Origin of the sequence: Pseudomonas oryzae, from assembly GCF_900104805.1 — a bacterium.
GTDB lineage: Bacteria > Pseudomonadota > Gammaproteobacteria > Pseudomonadales > Pseudomonadaceae > Geopseudomonas > Geopseudomonas oryzae.
Genome location: NZ_LT629751.1, coordinates 2885130 through 2904945, shown reverse-complemented (window position 1 = coordinate 2904945; position 19816 = coordinate 2885130). Strand labels below are relative to the sequence as shown.

13 protein-coding genes are annotated in these 19816 nt (G+C 68.6%); 8 read left to right on the top strand and 5 right to left on the bottom strand.

From position 1 onward, the window contains the following. Positions 1-86 precede the first annotated feature (86 nt). From BLT78_RS13090 to BLT78_RS13070, 5 genes are all read right to left on the bottom strand, one after another. On the bottom strand, positions 87-3569 hold the full coding sequence (locus tag BLT78_RS13090) for a hybrid sensor histidine kinase/response regulator (protein ID WP_090349387.1): 3483 nt from the start codon (positions 3567-3569) through the stop codon (positions 87-89). A gap of 170 nt (positions 3570-3739) precedes the next feature. Then, a complete protein-coding gene (locus BLT78_RS13085) occupies positions 3740-4480 on the bottom strand; it encodes a YciK family oxidoreductase (protein ID WP_090349386.1) in 741 nt (246 codons plus the stop codon). Positions 4481-4661: 181 nt separating this feature from the next. Next, a complete protein-coding gene (gene mupP, locus BLT78_RS13080; protein WP_090352299.1) occupies positions 4662-5333 on the bottom strand; it encodes an N-acetylmuramic acid 6-phosphate phosphatase MupP in 672 nt (223 codons plus the stop codon). A 5-nt stretch (positions 5334-5338) separates the two neighbouring features. Continuing rightward, positions 5339-6037: a bifunctional 2-polyprenyl-6-hydroxyphenol methylase/3-demethylubiquinol 3-O-methyltransferase UbiG gene (gene ubiG, locus BLT78_RS13075; protein WP_090349385.1), complete on the bottom strand. Its 699-nt coding sequence runs from the start codon at positions 6035-6037 to the stop codon at positions 5339-5341. Between the two features lie 142 nt (positions 6038-6179). After that, complete coding sequence (locus BLT78_RS13070; protein WP_090349384.1) at positions 6180-7505, bottom strand: TRZ/ATZ family hydrolase; 1326 nt, start codon at positions 7503-7505, stop codon at positions 6180-6182. A 129-nt stretch (positions 7506-7634) separates the two neighbouring features. Between BLT78_RS13070 and mtnA the strand changes: the two genes are divergently transcribed. The 8 genes from mtnA to rpsA all read left to right on the top strand — a co-directional run bounded on the left by mtnA (position 7635) and on the right by rpsA (position 19746). Beyond that, entirely contained in the window at positions 7635-8711 is a 1077-nt protein-coding gene (gene mtnA, locus BLT78_RS13065) for an S-methyl-5-thioribose-1-phosphate isomerase (protein ID WP_090349383.1), read from the top strand. Positions 8712-8850: 139 nt separating this feature from the next. Continuing rightward, positions 8851-11568 (top strand): DNA gyrase subunit A, encoded by a 2718-nt coding sequence (gene gyrA / locus BLT78_RS13060; protein WP_090349382.1) that lies wholly within the window; start codon positions 8851-8853, stop codon positions 11566-11568. A gap of 108 nt (positions 11569-11676) precedes the next feature. Continuing rightward, entirely contained in the window at positions 11677-12762 is a 1086-nt protein-coding gene (serC, locus tag BLT78_RS13055; protein ID WP_090349381.1) for a 3-phosphoserine/phosphohydroxythreonine transaminase, read from the top strand. Next, the gene (gene pheA / locus BLT78_RS13050) at positions 12762-13859 is read left to right on the top strand and encodes a prephenate dehydratase (protein WP_090349380.1); all 1098 of its coding nucleotides are present in this window, start codon (positions 12762-12764) and stop codon (positions 13857-13859) included. The genes serC and pheA overlap by 1 nt, the downstream gene beginning before the upstream one ends. Positions 13860-13925: 66 nt before the next feature. Continuing rightward, positions 13926-15038: a histidinol-phosphate transaminase gene (gene hisC / locus BLT78_RS13045; protein ID WP_090349379.1), complete on the top strand. Its 1113-nt coding sequence runs from the start codon at positions 13926-13928 to the stop codon at positions 15036-15038. Next, positions 15031-17262 carry a bifunctional prephenate dehydrogenase/3-phosphoshikimate 1-carboxyvinyltransferase gene (locus BLT78_RS13040; RefSeq protein ID WP_090349378.1) on the top strand — a complete coding sequence of 744 codons (2232 nt, stop codon included), beginning with the start codon at positions 15031-15033 and terminating at the stop codon, positions 17260-17262. The genes hisC and BLT78_RS13040 overlap by 8 nt, the downstream gene beginning before the upstream one ends. Further along, the gene (gene cmk / locus BLT78_RS13035; protein ID WP_090349377.1) at positions 17259-17951 is read left to right on the top strand and encodes a (d)CMP kinase; all 693 of its coding nucleotides are present in this window, start codon (positions 17259-17261) and stop codon (positions 17949-17951) included. Before BLT78_RS13040 ends, cmk begins: the two co-directional genes overlap by 4 nt. 118 nt (positions 17952-18069) lie before the next feature. Continuing rightward, positions 18070-19746, top strand: coding sequence for a 30S ribosomal protein S1 (rpsA, locus tag BLT78_RS13030; protein ID WP_090352298.1), 1677 nt, complete (start codon positions 18070-18072; stop codon positions 19744-19746). The last annotated feature ends 70 nt before the right edge of the window (positions 19747-19816 follow it).

Here is a 19816-nt window from a genome sequence, read left to right as displayed (position 1 = left end):
CAGTCCTTTGGCAGGCGGGTAGGTTCAGTCTACCAACGCCCCCTGGGAATCTCCTGCCGTGCGCCCCCGAGGCGGGGGCGCGCCGGTCAGCGCAGCTTGAGGTGGCGGCTGAGCAGCGCGCGCAGCGCCGCCGGCTTGACCGGCTTGCTCAGGTAGTCGAGGCCGGCGGCGTGCACCTCGGCGATCAGCTCGGCGCGGCCGTCGGCGCTGATCACCACGCCGGGCACCGGCTGGCCGAGGTGGGCGCGCAGCCAGCCCATCAGCGCCAGGCCGGTCTCGCCGTGGTCGAGGTGGAAGTCGGCCAGCACCAGCTCGGGCAGGCCGCCCTGGGCGAGCAGTTGCTCGCATTCGGTGCGTGTGCGTGCGGTCTGCACCTGACAGCCCCAGCGGCTGAGCAGGCTGCGCATGCCGGTGAGGATGCTGTCCTCGTTGTCGATGCACCAGACCTGGGCGCCGTTGAGCGGCTGCGGCGTGGCGCCCGCGGTCTGCGTGCGGGCCAGCGGCACGGCACGGCCGCGCGCCAGCGGTACGCGCACGCTGAACACGCTGCCGCGGCCGACCCAGGAGCGCACCTCGATCTTGTGCTGGAGCACCTGGCAGAGGCCGTCGGCGATCGCCAGGCCGAGGCCCAGGCCCTTCTCGGCGCGGGTCTGGTGGCTGTCGAGGCGCTTGAACTCCTCGAAGATCACCTTGAGCTTGTCCGGCGGGATGCCGGGGCCGCGGTCCCACACCTCCAGGCGCAGGTGGCGGCCGTCGCGGCGCACGCCGAGCAGCACCTTGCCCTTGGCGTAGCGGAAGGCGTTGGTCAGGAAGTTCTGCAGCACGCGGCGCAGCAGCTTGGGATCGCTGTCGACGCGCTGCTTGCTGGCGCGGATGCGCAGGTCGATGCCCTGCTCCTGGGCGAGGGCGCGGAACTCCACGCCGAGGGCGTCGTACAGGGTGTCGAGGGCGAAGGCGCTGCGCTCGGGGGTGAAGCGGCCGCTCTCCAGACGCGAGATGTCCAGCAGGTCGGCGATCAGGTCCTCGGCCGAGCGCAGCGAGGAGTCGAGGTGCTGCACCAGGTCGCGCACCTCGCCGGGCAGCGCCTCCTGATGGGCCAGTGCCGCGGAGAACAGCCGCGCGGCGTTGAGCGGCTGCATCAGGTCGTGGCTGACCGCGGCGAGGAAACGGGTCTTCGACTGGTTGGCGCTTTCCGCGCGGGCCTTGGCCTCGGACAGCTGTTCGTTGAGCGCGGACAGCTCGCGGGTACGCTCGGCGACACGCTGCTCGAGGCTCTCGTTGGCCTCCTTGAGCGCATCCTCGGCCTGGCGGTGGGCGGTGATGTCGGTGAACGACATGACGAAACCGCCGCCAGGCATCGGATTGCCGACCAGCTCGATGACCCGGCCGTTGGGGAACACCCGCTCGGAGGTGTGCGCGGTGCCTTGGCGCATCCAGTACAGGCGCTTGGCCACGTGGATGTCCGGATCGCCCTTGCCGCACAGGCCGCGCTCGGCGTTGTAGCGGATGATGTCGGCGATCGGCCGGCCGATGCTGATCAGCCCCTCGGGATACTCGAACAGCTCCAGGTAGCGGCGGTTCCAGGCCACCAGGCGCAGCGACTGGTCGACCACGCTGATGCCCTGGGAGATGTTCTCGATCGCGCCCTGCAGCAGGGCGCGGTTGAACTGCAGGACCTCCGAGGCCTCGTCGACGATGCGCACGACGTCCTCGACCTGCATCTCGCGCCCTTCGATGGCCGCCTTGACCACCGCGCGCGCCGAGGAGGCGCCGAGCACGCCGGCGAGCAGACGCTCGGTGTGGGCGATCCACTCGCCGCTGGCGGTCTGGTTGGGGCTGAAGCCCTTGCCCTGGCGGTAGGCGAAGCGGATGAAGCTCTGCCGCGCGCGCTCCTCGCCGACGAAGCGCGCCGCCAGCATCAAGAGGTCCTGCACCTGCACCGCCAGCAGCATGCGCGGGCTGGGGCGTACCGAAGCCTCCTGGCCGACGAAACGGCTGGCCTGCCAGTGCTCGGACACCCGGGTGCGCGACAGCCAGGAGACCAGGGCGAAGGTCAGGAAGTTGCCGCACAGCGACAGCAGGGTGCCCTGGGTCACCCCGTCCAGCGGCAGGCTCAGCGGGTTGGTCGCCAGCCACTGCTGGCCGGGCAGCTGCGCCAGCGACCACTTCATGCCGCTGGCCACCAGCGGCAGCAGCAGGGTGTAGAACCACAGCAGCGCGCCCACCGCCAGGCCGGCGAACACGCCGCGGCTGTTGGCCTGCTTCCAGTACAGCGCGCCGAACATCGCCGGGCCGAGCTGGGTGATCGCGGCGAAGGCGATCTGGCCGATGCTGGCCAGGCTGATGTTGGGACCGATCAGCCGGTAGATCACGTAGGCCAGCAGCAGTAGGGCGATGATGCTGATCCGCCGTACCGACAGCAGCCAGTGGCGGAACACCTCGAAGGGGCGCTCGGCGCTGTGCCGGCGCAGCAGCCAGGGCAGCAGCATGTCGTTGGAGATCATGGTCGACAGCGCGACGCTGGCGACGATCACCATGCCGGTGGCCGCCGAGGCGCCGCCGATGAAGGCCAGCAGGGCCAGCGCCGGATGCGCCTCGGCCAGCGGCAGGCTGATCACGAAGGAGTCGGGAACGACTCCGGCGGGCAGTAGCATCTGCCCGGCCAGGGCGATCGGCACCACGAACAGCGCGGCCAGCAGCAGGTACAGCGGGAACACCCAGCGCGCCAGGTTGAGGTCGCGCGGCTCGATGTTCTCCACCACGGTGACGTGGAACTGCCGCGGCAGGCAGACGATCGCCATCATCGCCACGCCGGTCTGTACCAGCAGCGAGGCCCAGTCCAGCGGCTGCCGCCAGTAGTCGTCCAGGCGAGGGGTGTTCTGCGCGCGGTCGAGCAGGTCGGCGAAGCCGTCGAACAGGCCCCAGGTGACGTAGGCGCCGACGGCAAGGAAGGCCAGCAGCTTGATGATCGACTCGAAGGCGACCGCCATGACCATGCCGCGGTGGTGCTCGGTGGCGTCCAGGTTGCGGGTGCCGAACAGGATGGTGAACAGGGCGAGGATCAGCGACACCACCAGCGCGGTGTCCTGGGCGCCGACGCCGTTGGCGTCGGCCTTGGCGCCGGTGAGCAGGTTGACACCGAGGACGATACCCTTGAGCTGCAGGGCGATGTAGGGCAGCACGCCGACCAGGCAGACCAGGGTCACCACGATGGCCAGCGGCTGCGACTTGCCATAGCGCGCGGCGATGAAGTCGGCGATCGAGGTGATGTTCTCCTGTTTGCTGATCAGGATCATCTTGGCCAGCATCTGCGGCAGGAACAGCATCAGCAGCACCGGACCGAGATAGATCGGCACGAACGACCACAGGTTCTCGGCGGCCTGGCCGACCGAGCCGAAGAAGGTCCAGCTGGTGCAGTACACCGCCAGGGACAGGCTGTAGATCCAGGCGCGCAGGCGGGGGCGGCTGATGCCGCGGTTCTGCCGGCGGTCGCCATAGAAGGCGATGGCGAACAGGGCGGCCATGTAGAGGAGGGCGACCGCGGTGATCAGCCCACTGGACAGCGACATGGAAAAGGGCGACTCCGGTGATTCGGGATGGCCAGAGTGTGGCAGCAAAGTGCCGCGCCGTCAGTGACTTGCGACCAAGGTCGTGATCGGGGAAGGCTCTGCGGCGCGGCTCGCGCGGCGCCGCAGGGAGGCGGGCACGGCTGGCCATGGGACGGCCAGCCGCGGGAGGGTCACTGGGCGTCGAAGGCCTGGCCGTTGACCCCGGCGCTGTCCGGCCCCATCAGGTACAGGTAGACCGGCAGGATGTCCTCGGGCAGCGGATTCTGCAGCGGATTCTCGCCCGGGTAGGCCTGGGCGCGCATGCCGGTGCGGGTGGCGCCGGGGTTGACGCTGTTGGCGCGCACCGCGCAGGTGCCGTCGACCTCGTCGGCGAGCACCTGCATCAGCCCCTCGTTGGCGAACTTGGACACCGCGTAGGCGCCCCAGTAGGCGCGTCCCTTGCGGCCGACGCTGCTCGAGGTGAACACCACCGAGGCGTCGCTGGACAGCTTGAGCAGCGGCAGCAGCACGCTGGTGAGCATGAACACCGCGTTGACGTTGACCTGCATGACGCGCATGAAGTTGTCGCCGCTGAACTGCTCGATCGGCGTGCGCGGGCCGAGGATCGCCGCGTTGTGCAGCAGGCCGTCGAGGCGGCCGAACTCGCGCTCGATGGTGGCGGCGAGGTCGTCGTACTGGTGCGGCTGGGCAGTTTCCAGGTTGAACGGGAAGATCGCCGGCTGCGGGCCGCCGGCGGCCTCGATCTGGTCGTAGACCTCCTCGAGGTGCTCGATGGTCTTGCCGAGCAGGATCACCGTGGCGCCATGGGCGGCGAAGCTGCGCGCAGCGGCGGCGCCGATGCCGCGGCCGGCGCCGGTGACCAGGATCACGCGATCCTTGAGCAGGTCGGGGCGGGCGGAGTATTGGAACATGGGTAGTGCCTCGTCGAATCGAAATCGCGTAGCCGGGCCCGGCGTGGGCGGGCGATGCAGTGCTGGCCGCCGCTGTCGCGGCCGTGGGCAGGCTGGGCCGTTGCCCGTGCGTCTACAGTCGAGTGTCGCGCAGCGCCGCGGCAGCGGCTATGCGCCGGAAGTCGAACGCGCGCCGGACGGCTCAGCAGCCGCACAGCGCGCGGTCCAGCACCTCGCGCAGCTCGCGCGGGTGGTCGACCACCAGGTCGGCGCCCCAGTGCGCGGGGTTGTCGTCGGGGTGGATGTAGCCGTAGCGCACCGCCACCGTGCGCGTGCCGGCGGCGCGGCCGGCCTCGATGTCGCGGGCGTCGTCTCCGACATAGAGCACTTCGCACGGGTCGAGGGCGAGTTGCGTGCAGGCCAGCAGGAGCATCTCCGGATCGGGCTTGCTGCGTGCCACGTGGTCGGGGCAGACCAGCACCGCCGCGCGTTCGGCCAGCTCGAGACGCTGCATGATCGGCGCGGCGTAGCGCAGCGGCTTGTTGGTCGCCACGCCCCAGCGCAGGCGGGCGCGCTCGAGGTCGGCGAGCAGCTCGGGGATGCCGTCGAACGGCCGGGTCAGCACCGCGCAGTGCTCCTGGTAGCGCTCGAGGAACTCCTGGCGCAGGCCCTCGAACTCGGGGTGCTCGGGGTCGAGGCCGAAGGTGCAGGCGACCATCGCCCGCGCGCCGCCGGACACCTGGTCGCGGATGCGCTGCGGCTCCAGCGGCGGCAGGCCGCGCACTGCGCGCATGGCCTGGCAGATGGCGATGAAGTCCGGCGCGCTGTCGACCAGCGTGCCGTCCATGTCGAACAGGACCGCTCGTAGCCGCATGCCGCTCATGCCTCGCGCCGGGTCTGGATCATGTAGTTGACGTCGACGTCGCTGCCCAGCTTGTAGGTCTTGGCGAACGGGTTGTAGGTCAGGCCGACGATGTCCTTGACCGCGAGGCCGGCGTCACGGCACCAGGCGCCCAGCTCGGAGGGGCGGATGAACTTGCGGAAGTCGTGGGTGCCGCGCGGCAGCATCTTCAGCACGTACTCGGCGCCGACGATGGCCAGCAGATAGGCCTTGGGGTTGCGGTTGATGGTCGAGAAGAACACCTGGCCGCCGGGCTTGACCAGACGCTGGCAGGCAGCGATCACCGAGGCCGGGTCGGGCACGTGCTCGAGCATCTCCAGGCAGGTGACCACGTCGAACTGGCCTGGCATCTCGGCGGCCAGCGCCTCGGCGGTGCTCTGCCGGTAGTCGACCTGCACGCCGGACTCCAGTTGGTGCAGGCGCGCCACCGCCAGCGGCGCCTCGCCCATGTCGATGGCGGTCACCTGGGCGCCGCGCAGGGCCATCGACTCGCTGAGGATGCCGCCGCCGCAGCCGACGTCGAGCACCGTCTTGCCGGCCAGGCCGACGCGCTCGTCGATCCAGTTGACCCGCAGCGGGTTGATCTCGTGCAGCGGCTTGAACTCGCTCTCGCGGTCCCACCAGCGATGGGCGAGGGCCTCGAACTTGGCGATTTCGGCGTGATCGACGTTGCTCATGGTGCGGATTCCGTTGGCAAGGCTGGATGCGTCAGCCGCCTATCTTGCCAGTTTTTGGGCGGATTGGGGGCGGGCGGCCTTGCGTAGGGTGCGCGGTGCGCAGCACAAGGGGAGGGACGGTGCGCATGGCGCACCCCACTCCTCAGGCCCCGGCGATGCGCTGGCCCCAGGCGCGTGCCTTGGCGCTCAGTTCGTCTGCGTCGAAGCGGGTCAGGCGACCATCGTCGAGCAGTGGCTTGCCGCCGACCCAGACATGGCGCACGCAGTCGCGGCCGCTGGCGTAGACCAGTTGCGAGACCGGGTCGTAGACCGGTTGCTGGGCCAGGCCGGAGAGGTCGAAGGCCACCAGGTCGGCGCTCTTGCCGGCCTCCAGCGAGCCGCACTCGTCGGCTATGCCGAGGGCGCGGGCGCCGTTCAGGGTGGCCATGCGCAGGGCGCGGTGGGCGTCCAGCGCGGTGGCCGAGCCGGCCACCGCCTTGGCCAGCAGGGCCGCGGTGCGCGTCTCGCCGAGCAGGTCGAGGTCGTTGTTGCTGGCCGCGCCATCGGTGCCGATGGCGACGTTGACGCCGGCCTGCCACAGGCGCTCGACCGGGCAGAAGCCGCTGGCCAGCTTGAGGTTGGACTCCGGGCAGTGGATCACGCTGGCGTTGTGCTGCACCAGCAGGGCGAGGTCGGCATCGTCGATCTGGGTCATGTGCACCGCCTGGAAGCGCGGGCCGAGCAGGCCGAGGCGCGCCAGGCGCGCCAGTGGGCGCTCGCCGTGCTGCTCGAGGGCCTGCTGCACCTCGAAGGCGGTTTCGTGCACGTGCATGTGGATGCCGGCGTCGAGCTGTTCGGCCAGCACGCGCACGCGCTCCAGGCGGTCGTCGCTGACCGTGTAGGGCGCGTGCGGGCCGAAGGCCACGCGGATGCGCGGGTGGTGGCGCAGGTCGGCGAACAGCTCGAGGCCGCGGCGCAGCGCCTCGTCGGTGTCGTGGGCGCCGGGCACCGGGAAGTTCAGCACCGGGATGGTGATCTGCGCGCGCACGCCGGCGCGGTGCGCCACCTCGCTGGCGACGTGGGGGAAGAAGTACATGTCGGAGAAGGCGGTGATGCCGCCGCGGATCTGCTCGGCGAGGGCCAGCTCGCTGCCGTCGCGGACGAACTCCTCGCTGACCCACTTGGCCTCGGCCGGCCAGATGTGCTCCTGCAGCCAGGTCATCAGCGGCAGGTCGTCGGCCAGACCACGGAACAGGCTCATCGCCGCGTGGCCGTGGGCGTTGACCAGGCCGGGGGCGAGCAGCATGCCGGGCAGCTCGCGGCGCTCGGTGGCCGGCACGGCCAGCGCCTGCTGGCGCGGGGCGAGCAGGGCGATGCGGCCGTCGCGGATGCCCAGGGCATGATCGCGCAACACCACGCCGGCCGGCTCCACCGGCACTATCCATTCGGGGAACAGGAGCAGGTCCAGGGGGGCGGTGGTGCTGGGCATGGGGGCTTCCGGTGCAGCGGCTTGACGGCCTGCGAGTGTAGCGGCTGGCGTGGCCGTCTTGAAGCGGCCGTGGCCGGCGCAAGGGGGTATACTCGGCGGCTTTTTCAGGAATCGGCGAGGAGTCCCCCAATGCGTGAGCAATTGCTGGCAGCGGAAAAGGTCAAGGCAATCGACTGGCGCGATGGCGCCCTGTATCTGCTCGACCAGCGCGTGCTGCCGTTCGAGGAAACCTGGCACCGCTACGACAGCGCCGCCGGGGTGGCCGAGGCGATCCGCCTGATGGTGGTGCGCGGCGCGCCGGCGATCGGCATCGCCGCCGCCTACGGCGTGGTGCTCGGCGCCCGCGCGCGGCTGGCGGCCGGCGGCGACTGGCAGGCGGCGCTGGAGGAGGACTTCCGCGTGCTGGCCGAGTCGCGGCCGACCGCGGTCAACCTGTTCTGGGCGCTGGAGCGCATGCGCGAGCGCCTCAACCGTCTGGCCGACGGCGACGACGTGCTCGCCGCCCTGGAGGCCGAGGCGGTCGGCATCCACGACAGCGACCGCGAGGCCAACCTGACCATGGCCCAGCTCGGCGTCGAGCTGATCCGTCGTCACGACGCCTCGCCGCAGAAGCTGCTGACCCACTGCAACACCGGCGCGCTGGCTACCGGCGGCTTCGGTACCGCCCTCGGCGTGATCCGTGCCGCCCACGTCGCCGGTCTGGTCGAGCGGGTGTTCGCCGACGAGACCCGCCCGTGGCTGCAGGGCGCGCGGCTGACCGCCTGGGAGCTGGCCAACGAGCAGGTGCCGGTGAGCCTGATCGCCGACGCCGCCGCGGCGCATCTGATGAAGACCGAGGGCATCAGCTGGGTGATCGTCGGCGCCGACCGCATCACCGCCAACGGCGACGTGGCCAACAAGATCGGCACCTACCAGCTGGCGGTCAACGCCATGCACCACGGCGTGCGCTTCATGGTGGTGGCGCCCAGCTCGACCATCGACATGAACCTGGAAAGCGGCGACGACATCCCGATCGAGGAGCGCGACGGCCGCGAGCTGCTCGAGGTCGGCGGCAAGCGCGTGGCTGCCGAGGTCGAGGCGGTCAACCCGGTGTTCGACGTCACCCCGGCCGACCTGATCGACGCCATCGTCACCGAGAAGGGCGTGGTCGAGCGCCCGGACGCGGAAAAGATGGCCCAGTTGATGTGCCGCAAGCGCCTGCACTGAGCCGGCCCGGGTCGCATGTGCCCGGGACGGCGGTTGTGGTAAGCTCCGGCGGTTTATATAGGCCCGTGAGCGGGCCTCTCGCATTGCGCGTTCGGGCTGCTCTGGCAGCCCCGCCTAGATCAAAGGAACCAGGCTTCTCATGGGCGAACTGGCCAAAGAAATCCTCCCGGTCAATATCGAAGACGAGCTGAAGCAGTCCTACCTCGACTATGCGATGAGCGTGATCGTCGGGCGCGCCCTGCCGGACGCGCGCGACGGTCTGAAACCTGTGCACCGGCGCGTGCTGTTCGCCATGAGCGAGCTGGGCAACGACTGGAACAAGCCGTACAAGAAGTCCGCCCGTGTGGTCGGCGACGTGATCGGTAAATACCACCCACACGGCGACACCGCGGTGTACGACACCATCGTGCGCATGGCCCAGCCGTTCTCGCTGCGCTACATGCTGGTCGACGGCCAGGGCAACTTCGGCTCGGTGGACGGCGACAACGCCGCGGCCATGCGTTACACCGAAGTGCGCATGGCCAAGCTGGCTCACGAGCTGCTCGCCGACCTCGACAAGGAAACCGTCGACTGGGTGCCCAACTACGACGGCACCGAGCAGATTCCGGCGGTCATGCCGACCAAGATCCCCAACCTGCTGGTCAACGGTTCCAGCGGTATCGCCGTGGGCATGGCCACCAACATCCCGCCGCACAACCTCGGCGAGGTGATCGACGGCTGCCTGGCGCTGATCGACAACCCCGAGCTGTCGGTCGACGAGCTGATGCAGTTCATCCCCGGTCCGGACTTCCCGACCGCGGGCATCATCAACGGTCGCGCCGGCATCATCGAGGCCTATCGCACCGGCCGCGGGCGCATCTACATCCGCGCGCGCGCCGAGATCGAGGAGATGGAGAAGGGCGGCGGCCGCCAGCAGATCGTCATCACCGAGCTGCCCTACCAGCTGAACAAGGCGCGCCTGATCGAGAAGATCGCCGAGCTGGTCAAGGAAAAGAAGATCGAGGGCATCAGCGAGCTGCGCGACGAGTCCGACAAGGACGGCATGCGCGTGGTCATCGAGCTGCGCCGTGGCGAGGTGGGCGAGGTGGTGCTCAACAACCTCTACGCCCAGACCCAGATGCAGAGCGTGTTCGGCATCAACGTGGTGGCGCTGGTCGACGGCCAGCCGCGCACGCTGAACCTCAAGGACATGCTCGAGGTGTTCGTCCGTCACCGCCGCGAAGTGGTGACCCGCCGTACCGTCTACGAGCTGCGCAAGGCCCGCGAGCGCGGTCACATCCTCGAAGGCCAGGCGGTGGCGCTGTCCAACATCGACCCGGTGATCGAGCTGATCAAGTCCTCGCCGACCCCGGCCGAGGCCAAGGAACGCCTGATCGCCACCGCATGGGAATCCAGCGCGGTGGAGGCGATGGTCGAGCGCGCCGGTGCCGACGCCTGCCGCCCGGACGACCTCGATCCGCAGTACGGCCTGCAGGGTGGCAAGTACCATCTGTCGCCCGAGCAGGCCCAGGCCATCCTCGAGCTGCGCCTGCACCGCCTGACCGGCCTCGAGCACGAGAAGCTGCTCGCCGAGTACCAGGAGATCCTCGTGCAGATCGGCGAGCTGATCCGCATCCTCACCAGCCCCGAGCGGCTGATGGAAGTGATCCGCGAGGAGCTGGAGAAGGTCAAGGCCGAGTTCGGCGATGCCCGCCGCACCGAGATCCGCGCCAGCCAGGAAGATCTGACCATCGCAGACCTCATCCCAGAGGAAGAGCGCGTGGTGACCATCTCCCACGGCGGCTACGCCAAGAGCCAGCCGCTGTCCGCCTACCAGGCGCAGCGCCGCGGCGGCAAGGGCAAGTCGGCCACCGGAGTGAAGGACGAGGACTACGTCGAGCACCTGCTGGTGGCCAACAGCCACGCCACCCTGCTGCTGTTCTCCAGCAAGGGCAAGGTTTACTGGCTGCGCACCTTCGAGATCCCCGAGGCGTCGCGCACCGCGCGCGGCCGCCCGCTGGTCAACCTGCTGCCGCTGGACGAGGGCGAGCGCATCACCGCCATGCTCCAGGTCGATCTGGAAGCCCTGCAGCAGTCGGGCGGCGAGGACGATCTGGACGCCGAAAGCGTGGTGATCGAGGGCGAAGTGGTCGAAGCCGCCGAGGCCGCCGAAGAGGCCGAGGGCGAGACCGCCGAACTGGTCGCCGAGCCGACCGGCGCCTACATCTTCATGGCCACCGCCTTCGGCACCGTGAAGAAGGTGCCGCTGGTGCAGTTCAGCCGCCCGCGCAAGGCCGGCCTGATCGCCCTGGACCTGGTCGAGGGCGACACCCTGATCGCCGCGGCGATCACCGACGGCGCCCGCGAGGTCATGCTGTTCTCCAGCGCCGGCAAGGTGATCCGCTTCGCCGAGAGCGTGGTGCGCACCATGGGCCGCAACGCCCGCGGCGTGCGCGGCATGAAGCTGGGCGGCGGCCAGCAGCTGATCTCCATGCTGATTCCCGAGTCGGGCGCGCAGATCCTCACCGCCTCCGAGCGCGGCTACGGCAAGCGCACCCCGCTGTCCAAGTTCCCGCGCCGCGGCCGTGGCGGCCAGGGGGTGATCGCCATGGTCACCAACGAGCGCAACGGTCCGCTGATCGGCGCCATCCAGGTGCAGGAAGGCGAGGAGATCATGCTGATCTCCGATCAGGGCACCCTGGTGCGTACCCGCGTCGACGAGGTGTCGCTGCTCAGCCGCAACACCCAGGGCGTGACCCTGATCAAGCTGGCCGAGGGCGAGACCCTGGTCGGCCTAGAGCGGGTGCAGGAGCCGTCGGACAACGGCGAGGAACCGGTCGACGACGAGGTTGGCGAGCTGGCCGGCAGCGAGGAGTGAGCGGCGGCGGGCCGGGCGTGAGCCGGGCCCCGCGGGCTGACCGCCTTACAAGATTGACAGCGCACCGTCGCCCCGGGCGGCGGTCATCGGTGAATGAGAGAGAAAGACGTGAGCAAGCGAGCCTATAACTTCTGCGCCGGCCCGGCCGCCCTTCCCACCGCGGTGCTCGAGCGCGCCCAGGCCGAACTCCTCGACTGGCACGGCAAGGGCCTGTCGGTGATGGAGATGAGCCACCGCAGCGACGAGTACGTCGCCATCGCCGAGAAGGCCGAGCAGGACCTGCGCGACCTGCTGAGCATCCCGTCCGACTACAAGGTGCTGTTCATGCAGGGCGGCGCCAGCCAGCAGTTCGCCCAGATCCCGCTCAACCTGCTGCCCGAGGACGGCGTCGCCGACTACGTCGAGACCGGCATCTGGTCGAAGAAAGCCATCGAGGAAGCGCGCCGCTTCGGCAACATCAACGTCGCCGCCAGCGCCAAGGCCTACGACTACTTCGCCATCCCCGGACAGAACGACTGGCAGCTCTCCAAGGATGCCGCCTATGTCCACTACTGCAGCAACGAGACCATCGGCGGCCTGCAGTTCGACTGGGTGCCGCAGACCGGCGAGGTGCCGCTGGTGGTCGACATGTCCTCGGACATCCTCTCGCGTCCGCTCGACGTGTCGCAGTTCGGCATGATCTACGCCGGCGCGCAGAAGAACATCGGCCCGAGCGGCCTGGTGGTGGCGATCATCCGCGAGGACCTGCTGGGCCGCGCCCGCTCGATCTGCCCGACCATGCTCGACTACAAGGTCGCCGCCGACAACGGCTCGATGTACAACACCCCGGCGACCTTCTCCTGGTACCTGTCCGGCCTGGTGTTCGCCTGGGTCAAGGAGCAGGGCGGTCTCGAGGAGATGGAGCGGCGCAACCGCGCCAAGCAGGAACTGCTGTACGGCGCCATCGACGCCAGCGACTTCTACACCAACCCGATCGCCCACAATGCCCGCTCGTGGATGAACGTGCCGTTCCGTCTGGCCGACGAGAAGCTCGACAAGGCCTTCCTCGCCGGCGCCGAGGCGCGTGGGCTGCTCAACCTCAAGGGGCATCGCTCGGTCGGCGGCATGCGCGCCTCGATCTACAACGCCGTCGGCCTCGACGCGGTACAGGCGCTGGTCGCCTATATGGCCGAGTTCGAGAAGGAGCACGGCTGATGAGCGAGAAGGAGCAGCTGCAGGCCCTGCGGGTGCGCATCGACAGCCTTGACGAGAAGATTCTCGAGCTGATCAGCGAGCGCGCCCGCTGCGCCGAACAGGTGGCCCAGGTCAAGATGGCGTCGCTGCAGCCCGGCGAGAAGCCGGTGTTCTATCGCCCCGAGCGCGAGGCTTGGGTGCTCAAGCACATCATGGAGATCAACAAGGGGCCGCTGGGCAACGAAGAGGTCGCCCGGCTGTTCCGCGAGATCATGTCGACCTGCCTGGCCCTCGAGCATCCGCTCAAGGTCGCCTATCTCGGTCCGGAAGGCACCTTCACCCAGGCTGCCGCGCTCAAGCACTTCGGCCACGCGGTGATCAGCCAGCCGATGGCGGCGATCGACGAGGTGTTCCGCGAGGTGGCCGCCGGTGCGGTCAACTTCGGCGTGGTGCCGGTGGAGAACTCCACCGAGGGCGCGGTCAACCACACCCTCGACAGCTTCCTCGAGCACGACCTGGTGATCTGCGGCGAGGTGGAGCTGCGCATCCACCACCACCTGCTGGTCGGCGAGACCACCAAGACCGACAAGATCTCGCGCATCTACTCGCATGCGCAGTCGCTGGCGCAGTGCCGCAAGTGGCTGGACGCGCACTACCCGAACGTCGAGCGCGTGGCGGTGTCGAGCAACGCCGACGCCGCGAAAAGGGTGAAGAGCGAGTGGAACAGCGCGGCGATCGCCGGCGACATGGCGGCCCAGCTGTACGGGCTGAGCAAGCTGTACGAGAAGATCGAGGACCGCCCGGACAACTCCACGCGCTTCCTGATCATCGGCAACCAGGAAGTGCCGCCGACCGGCGACGACAAGACCTCGATCATCGTCTCCACCAACAACAAGCCGGGGGCGCTGCACGACCTGCTGGCGCCGTTCCACCAGAACGGCATCGACCTGACCCGCATCGAGACCCGTCCGTCGCGTAGCGGCAAGTGGACCTACGTGTTCTTCATCGACTTCGTCGGTCACCAGCACGATCCGCTGGTCAAGGGTGTGCTCGAGAAGATCCGCCAGGACACCGTCGCCGTGAAGGTGCTCGGCTCCTACCCCAAGGCAGTACTGTAAAACGCGTCTGCGCCGGCCCGGGTCGCCCTTGCCCCGCGGCCGGCGATCCTTGCCGGAGGCAAACCGATGAGCTGTGATTTTCTCGCCCTGGCCGTGCCGGGCGTGCAGAAGCTGTCCCCCTACGTGCCGGGCAAGCCGGTCGACGAACTGGCCCGCGAGCTGAACCTCGATCCGGCTGGCATCGTCAAACTGGCCAGCAACGAGAACCCGCTCGGCCCGTCGCCGAAGGCGCTGGAGGCGATCCGCGCCGAGCTGGGCGACATCACCCGCTATCCCGACGGCAGCGGCTATGCGCTCAAGGCCAAGCTGAGCGAGCGCTTCGGCCTGAATCCGGCGCAGATCACCCTGGGCAACGGCTCCAACGACGTGCTCGACCTGATCGCCCGCGCCTGGCTGGCACCGGGGCTGAACGCGGTGTTCAGCCAGTACGCTTTCGCCGTCTACCCGATCTCCACTCAGGCCACCGGCGCCGAGGGTCGTGCCGTGCCGGCGAAGGACCACGGCCACGACCTGGAGGCCATGCTGGCGGCCATCGACGCCAACACCCGCGTGGTGTTCGTCGCCAACCCGAACAACCCGACCGGCACCTGGTTCGGCCCGCAGGCGCTGGAATCCTTCCTCTCCCGCGTGCCGCAGAACGTGCTGGTGGTGCTCGACGAGGCCTACATCGAGTTCGCCGAGGGTTCCGAACTGCCCAACGGCCTCGAATACCTCGCGCGCTACCCGAACCTGATCGTCACCCGCACCCTGTGCAAGGCCTACGGCCTGGCCGGCCTGCGCGTCGGCTACGCCGCCTCCTCGCCACAGGTGGCCGACGTGCTCAATCGTGTGCGCCAGCCGTTCAACGTCAACAGCCTGGCACTGGTCGCCGCCTGCGCCGCGCTGGACGACGCCGAGTACCTGGCCGAGGGGCGTCGGGTCAACGCTGCCGGCATGGCCCAGCTGGAGGCCGGCCTGGCCGCGCTGGGTCTGAAGTGGATTCCCAGCAAGGGCAACTTCCTCGCCGTCGATTTCGGCTGCGATGCCGCGCCGATCAACCAGGGGCTGCTCGAACGCGGCGTGATCGTGCGCCCGGTGGCCGGTTACGGCATGCCGACCTTCCTGCGCGTGTCCATCGGCACCCAGGCGGAGAACGCCCGTTTCCTTGCGGCGCTCGCCCAGGTGCTCGATCGTGGCTGAACGCAAGGCTGAGCCCATCGTCGGCCGCCTGGTGGTGGTCGGCCTCGGCCTGATCGGCGGCTCCTTCGCCAAGGGGCTGCGCGACAGGGGGCTGTGCCGCGAGGTGGTCGGTGTCGACCTCGACGCCGAGTCGCGCCGTCTGGCGGTGCAGCTCGGCGTGGTCGACCGCTGCGAGAGCGAGCTGGCCGCCGCCTGCGTCGGCGCCGACGCGATCATGCTGGCGGTGCCGATCATCGCCATGGAGAAGGTGCTGGCCCAACTGGCCACCTTCGAGCTGGGCGATGCCGTGCTCACCGACGTCGGCAGCGCCAAGGGCAACGTGGTGCGCGCCGCGCGCGCCGCCTTCGGCGCGCGGGTGGCGCGCTTCGTGCCCGGCCACCCGATCGCCGGCTCGGAGAAGAGCGGCGTGGAGGCGGCCAACGGCAAGCTGTACCGCCGCCACAAGGTGATCCTAACCCCGCTGGCCGAGACCGACGCCAGCGCGCTGGCGCTGGTCGACCGCCTGTGGCGCGCGCTGGACGCCGACGTCGAACACATGAGCGTCGAGCACCACGACGAGGTGCTCGCCGCCACCAGCCACCTGCCGCACCTGCTGGCTTTCGGCCTGGTCGACTCGCTGGCCCACCAGAGCGAGAATCTGGAGATCTTCCGCTACGCCGCCGGCGGCTTTCGCGACTTCACCCGCATCGCCGGCAGCGACCCGGTGATGTGGCACGACATCTTCCTCGCCAATCGCGAGGCGGTGTTGCGTATCCTCGACCGCTTCCGCAGCGACCTCGACGTGCTGCGCGAGGCGATCGACCAAGGGGACGGGCATCACCTGCTGGGCGTGTTTACCCGCGCCCGCGTCGCCCGCGAGCATTTCAGCAAAATCCTGGCCCAACGGGCCTATGTGGACGCCATGCATTCCAACGACCTGATCTTCCTGGCCCAACCGGGCGGCAGCCTGAGCGGACGGATTCGCGTCCCGGGCGACAAGTCCATCTCCCACCGCTCGATCATGCTCGGCTCGCTGGCCGAGGGCACCACCGAGGTGGAAGGCTTCCTCGAGGGCGAGGACGCCCTGGCCACCATCCAGGCCTTCCGCGACATGGGCGTGGTGATCGAAGGCCCGCACCATGGCCGCGTCACCGTGCACGGCGTCGGCCTGCACGGCCTCAAGGCGCCGGCCGGCCCGCTGTACATGGGCAACTCCGGCACCTCCATGCGCCTGCTCTCCGGCCTGCTCGCCGCGCAGCCGTTCGACACCGTGCTGACCGGCGACCCGTCGCTGTCCAAGCGGCCGATGAACCGCGTGGCCAAGCCGCTGCGCGAGATGGGCGCGGTGATCGAGACCGGTCCGGAAGGCCGTCCGCCGCTGACCATCAAGGGCGGCCAGCGCCTGACCGGCATGCACTACGACATGCCGATCGCCAGCGCCCAGGTCAAATCCTGCCTGCTGCTCGCCGGCCTCTACGCCGCCGGCGAAACTTCGGTGACCGAGCCGGCGCCGACCCGCGACCATACCGAGCGCATGCTGCGCGGCTTCGGCTATCCGGTGAGCGTCGAGGGCGCCACCGCCAAGGTTGAGAGCGGCCACCAGCTCACCGCCACCCACATCGAGGTGCCGGCGGACATCTCCTCGGCGGCCTTCTTCCTGGTCGCGGCGAGCATCGCCGAAGGCTCCGAGCTGGTCCTCGAGCACGTCGGCATCAACCCGACCCGTACCGGGGTGATCGACATCCTCAAACTGATGGGCGGCGATCTGACCCTGGAAAACCAGCGTGTGGTCGGCGGCGAGCCGGTGGCCGACATCCGCGTGCGCAGCGCCAAGCTCAAGGGCATCGAGATTCCCGAGGATCTGGTGCCGCTGGCCATCGACGAGTTCCCGGTGCTGTTCGTCGCCGCCGCCTGCGCCGAAGGGCGCACCGTGCTGCGTGGCGCCGAGGAGCTGCGGGTCAAGGAGTCCGACCGCATCCAGGTGATGGCCGACGGCCTCAAGGCCTGCGGCGTCAAGGCCGAGCCGACCCCGGATGGCATCGTCATCGACGGCGGCCCGATCGGCGGTGGCGAAGTGTGGGCGCACGGCGACCACCGCATCGCCATGTCGTTCAGCATCGCCTCGCTGCGCGCCAGCGCGCCGATCCGCATCCACGACTGCGCCAACGTGGCCACCTCGTTCCCCAACTTCCTCGCCCTGTGCGGCGAGGTCGGCGTGCGCGTGGCCAGGGAAGGCGAGCAATGATCACGCTGCCACCGGTCGTCGCCATCGACGGGCCGAGCGGTTCGGGCAAGGGCACTGTGTGCAGCCGCCTGGCGCGTCAGCTCGGCTGGCATCTGCTCGACTCCGGCGCGCTGTACCGCCTGCTGGCGCTGGCCGCCGGACGGCATGGCATCGCCCTGGACAACGAGGCGGCGCTGCAGGCGCTGGCCGCCAACCTCGACGTGCAGTTCGTCGCCGCTGCCGAAGGCATGCACGGCCAGCGCATCCTGCTGGAGGGCGAGGAGGTCGGCGACGAGCTGCGCACCGAGCAGGCGGGTGCCGGCGCCTCGCAGGTCGCTGCGCTGCCCTCGGTGCGCAGCGCGCTGCTGCAGCGCCAACGCGATTTCCGCGTGGCGCCGGGGCTGATCGCCGACGGTCGCGACATGGGCACCGTGGTATTTCCCGACGCACCGTTGAAGGTCTTCCTCACCGCCAGCGCCGAGGAGCGCGCCCGCCGCCGCTACCTGCAGTTGAAGGACAAGGTGCCGGATGCTAATCTGTGCAGTCTGCTGGAAGAGATCCGTGCGCGCGACGAGCGCGACACGCAGCGTGCCGTGGCTCCGCTGAAGCCGGCGCAAGACGCCGTTCTGCTGGACTCCACCGAGCTCTCGATCGAGCAGGTACTGGAGCGCATCCTTGCCGAAATCGCCGCGCGCGATCTGGCCGGATGACCCAGCGAGGCGGACGGAAACCAGTCCAATTCCGCCGCCTCTCTATGACAAACGAACCCGTGCCGGCTGGGGTGCGGATCGGGCATATTCCCTGTGCCCTTGATCAACAGGTATGAACATGAGCGAAAGCTTCGCAGAACTTTTTGAAGAAAGCCTGAAATCCCTCGACATGCAGCCGGGTGCCATCATCACCGGCATCGTGGTCGACATCGACGGTGACTGGGTTACCGTGCATGCCGGCCTCAAGTCCGAGGGCGTCATCCCGGTCGAGCAGTTCTACAACGAGCAGGGCGAGCTGACCATCAAGGTCGGCGACGAAGTCCACGTTGCGCTGGACGCCGTGGAAGATGGCTTCGGCGAGACCAAGCTGTCCCGCGAGAAGGCCAAGCGCGCCGAGTCCTGGCTGGTTCTGGAAGCCGCGTTCTCTGCCGAAGAAGTGGTCAAGGGCATCATCAACGGCAAGGTCAAGGGCGGCTTCACCGTCGACATCAACGGCATCCGCGCCTTCCTGCCGGGTTCGCTGGTCGACGTCCGTCCGGTGCGCGATACCGCCCACCTGGAAAACAAGGAACTCGAGTTCAAGGTCATCAAGCTCGACCAGAAGCGCAACAACGTTGTCGTTTCCCGTCGCAGCGTGCTGGAAGCCGAGAACAGCGCCGAGCGCGAAGCCCTGCTGGAATCCCTGCAGGAAGGCCAGCAGGTCAAGGGTATCGTCAAGAACCTCACCGACTACGGTGCGTTCGTCGACCTGGGCGGCGTCGATGGCCTGCTGCACATCACCGACATGGCCTGGAAGCGCATCAAGCATCCGTCCGAGATCGTCAACGTCGGTGACGAGATCGAGGTCAAGGTCCTCAAGTTCGACCGCGAGCGCAACCGCGTCTCCCTGGGTCTGAAGCAGCTGGGCGAAGATCCGTGGGTCGCCATCAAGGCCCGTTATCCGGAAGGCACCCGCGTGCAGGCTCGCGTCACCAACCTGACCGACTACGGCTGCTTCGCCGAGCTGGAAGAAGGCGTCGAGGGTCTGGTGCACGTGTCCGAGATGGACTGGACCAACAAGAACATCCACCCGTCCAAGGTCGTTCAGGTCGGCGACGAAGTGGAAGTCATGGTTCTGGACATCGACGAAGAGCGCCGTCGTATCTCCCTCGGCATCAAGCAGTGCAAGCCGAACCCGTGGGAAGAGTTCTCCGGCCACTTCAACAAGGGCGACCGCATTTCCGGCACCATCAAGTCGATCACCGATTTCGGTATCTTCATCGGTCTGGAAGGCGGCATCGACGGTCTGGTTCACCTGTCCGACATCTCCTGGAACGAAGCCGGCGAAGAAGCCGTGCGTCGCTTCAAGAAGGGCGACGAGCTGGAAACCGTCATCCTGTCCGTGGATCCGGAGCGCGAGCGCATCTCCCTGGGCATCAAGCAGCTGGAAGACGATCCGTTCTCCAACTACGCCGCCCTGAACGAGAAAGGCGCCATCGTCCGTGGCACCGTGAAGGAAGTCGACGCCAAGGGCGCCGTCATCACCCTGGCCACCGAAGTGGAAGGCGTGCTGAAGGCTTCCGAAATCAGCCGTGACCGCGTCGAAGACGCGCGCAACGTGCTGAAGGAAGGCGACGAAGTCGAAGCCAAGATCATCAGCATCGACCGCAAGAGCCGCGTGATCAGCCTGTCGATCAAGTCCAAGGACGTCGACGACGAGAAGGAAGCCATGAAGGAACTGCGCAAGCAAGACGTGAGCGCCGGTCCGACCACCATCGGCGACCTGATCAAGGCTCAGATGAGCAACCAGAACTAAGTTCTGCTTGATCGAGAAAAAGGGCGACTTCGGTCGCCCTTTTTTGTGCCTGCGATTCATTGGCGGCCGC

Excerpts from the sequence above, each read along its gene's own strand:
- BLT78_RS13090 (WP_090349387.1), bottom strand. The coding sequence starts at position 3,569 with ATGTCGCTGTCCAGTGGGCTGATCACCGCGGTCGCCCTCCTCTACATG.
- BLT78_RS13085 (WP_090349386.1), bottom strand. The coding sequence starts at position 4,480 with ATGTTCCAATACTCCGCCCGCCCCGACCTGCTCAAGGATCGCGTGATC.
- mupP (WP_090352299.1), bottom strand. The coding sequence starts at position 5,333 with ATGCGGCTACGAGCGGTCCTGTTCGACATGGACGGCACGCTGGTCGAC.
- ubiG (WP_090349385.1), bottom strand. The coding sequence starts at position 6,037 with ATGAGCAACGTCGATCACGCCGAAATCGCCAAGTTCGAGGCCCTCGCC.
- BLT78_RS13070 (WP_090349384.1), bottom strand. The coding sequence starts at position 7,505 with ATGCCCAGCACCACCGCCCCCCTGGACCTGCTCCTGTTCCCCGAATGG.
- mtnA (WP_090349383.1), top strand. The coding sequence starts at position 7,635 with ATGCGTGAGCAATTGCTGGCAGCGGAAAAGGTCAAGGCAATCGACTGG.
- gyrA (WP_090349382.1), top strand. The coding sequence starts at position 8,851 with ATGGGCGAACTGGCCAAAGAAATCCTCCCGGTCAATATCGAAGACGAG.
- pheA (WP_090349380.1), top strand. The coding sequence starts at position 12,762 with ATGAGCGAGAAGGAGCAGCTGCAGGCCCTGCGGGTGCGCATCGACAGC.
- hisC (WP_090349379.1), top strand. The coding sequence starts at position 13,926 with ATGAGCTGTGATTTTCTCGCCCTGGCCGTGCCGGGCGTGCAGAAGCTG.
- cmk (WP_090349377.1), top strand. The coding sequence starts at position 17,259 with ATGATCACGCTGCCACCGGTCGTCGCCATCGACGGGCCGAGCGGTTCG.
- rpsA (WP_090352298.1), top strand. The coding sequence starts at position 18,070 with ATGAGCGAAAGCTTCGCAGAACTTTTTGAAGAAAGCCTGAAATCCCTC.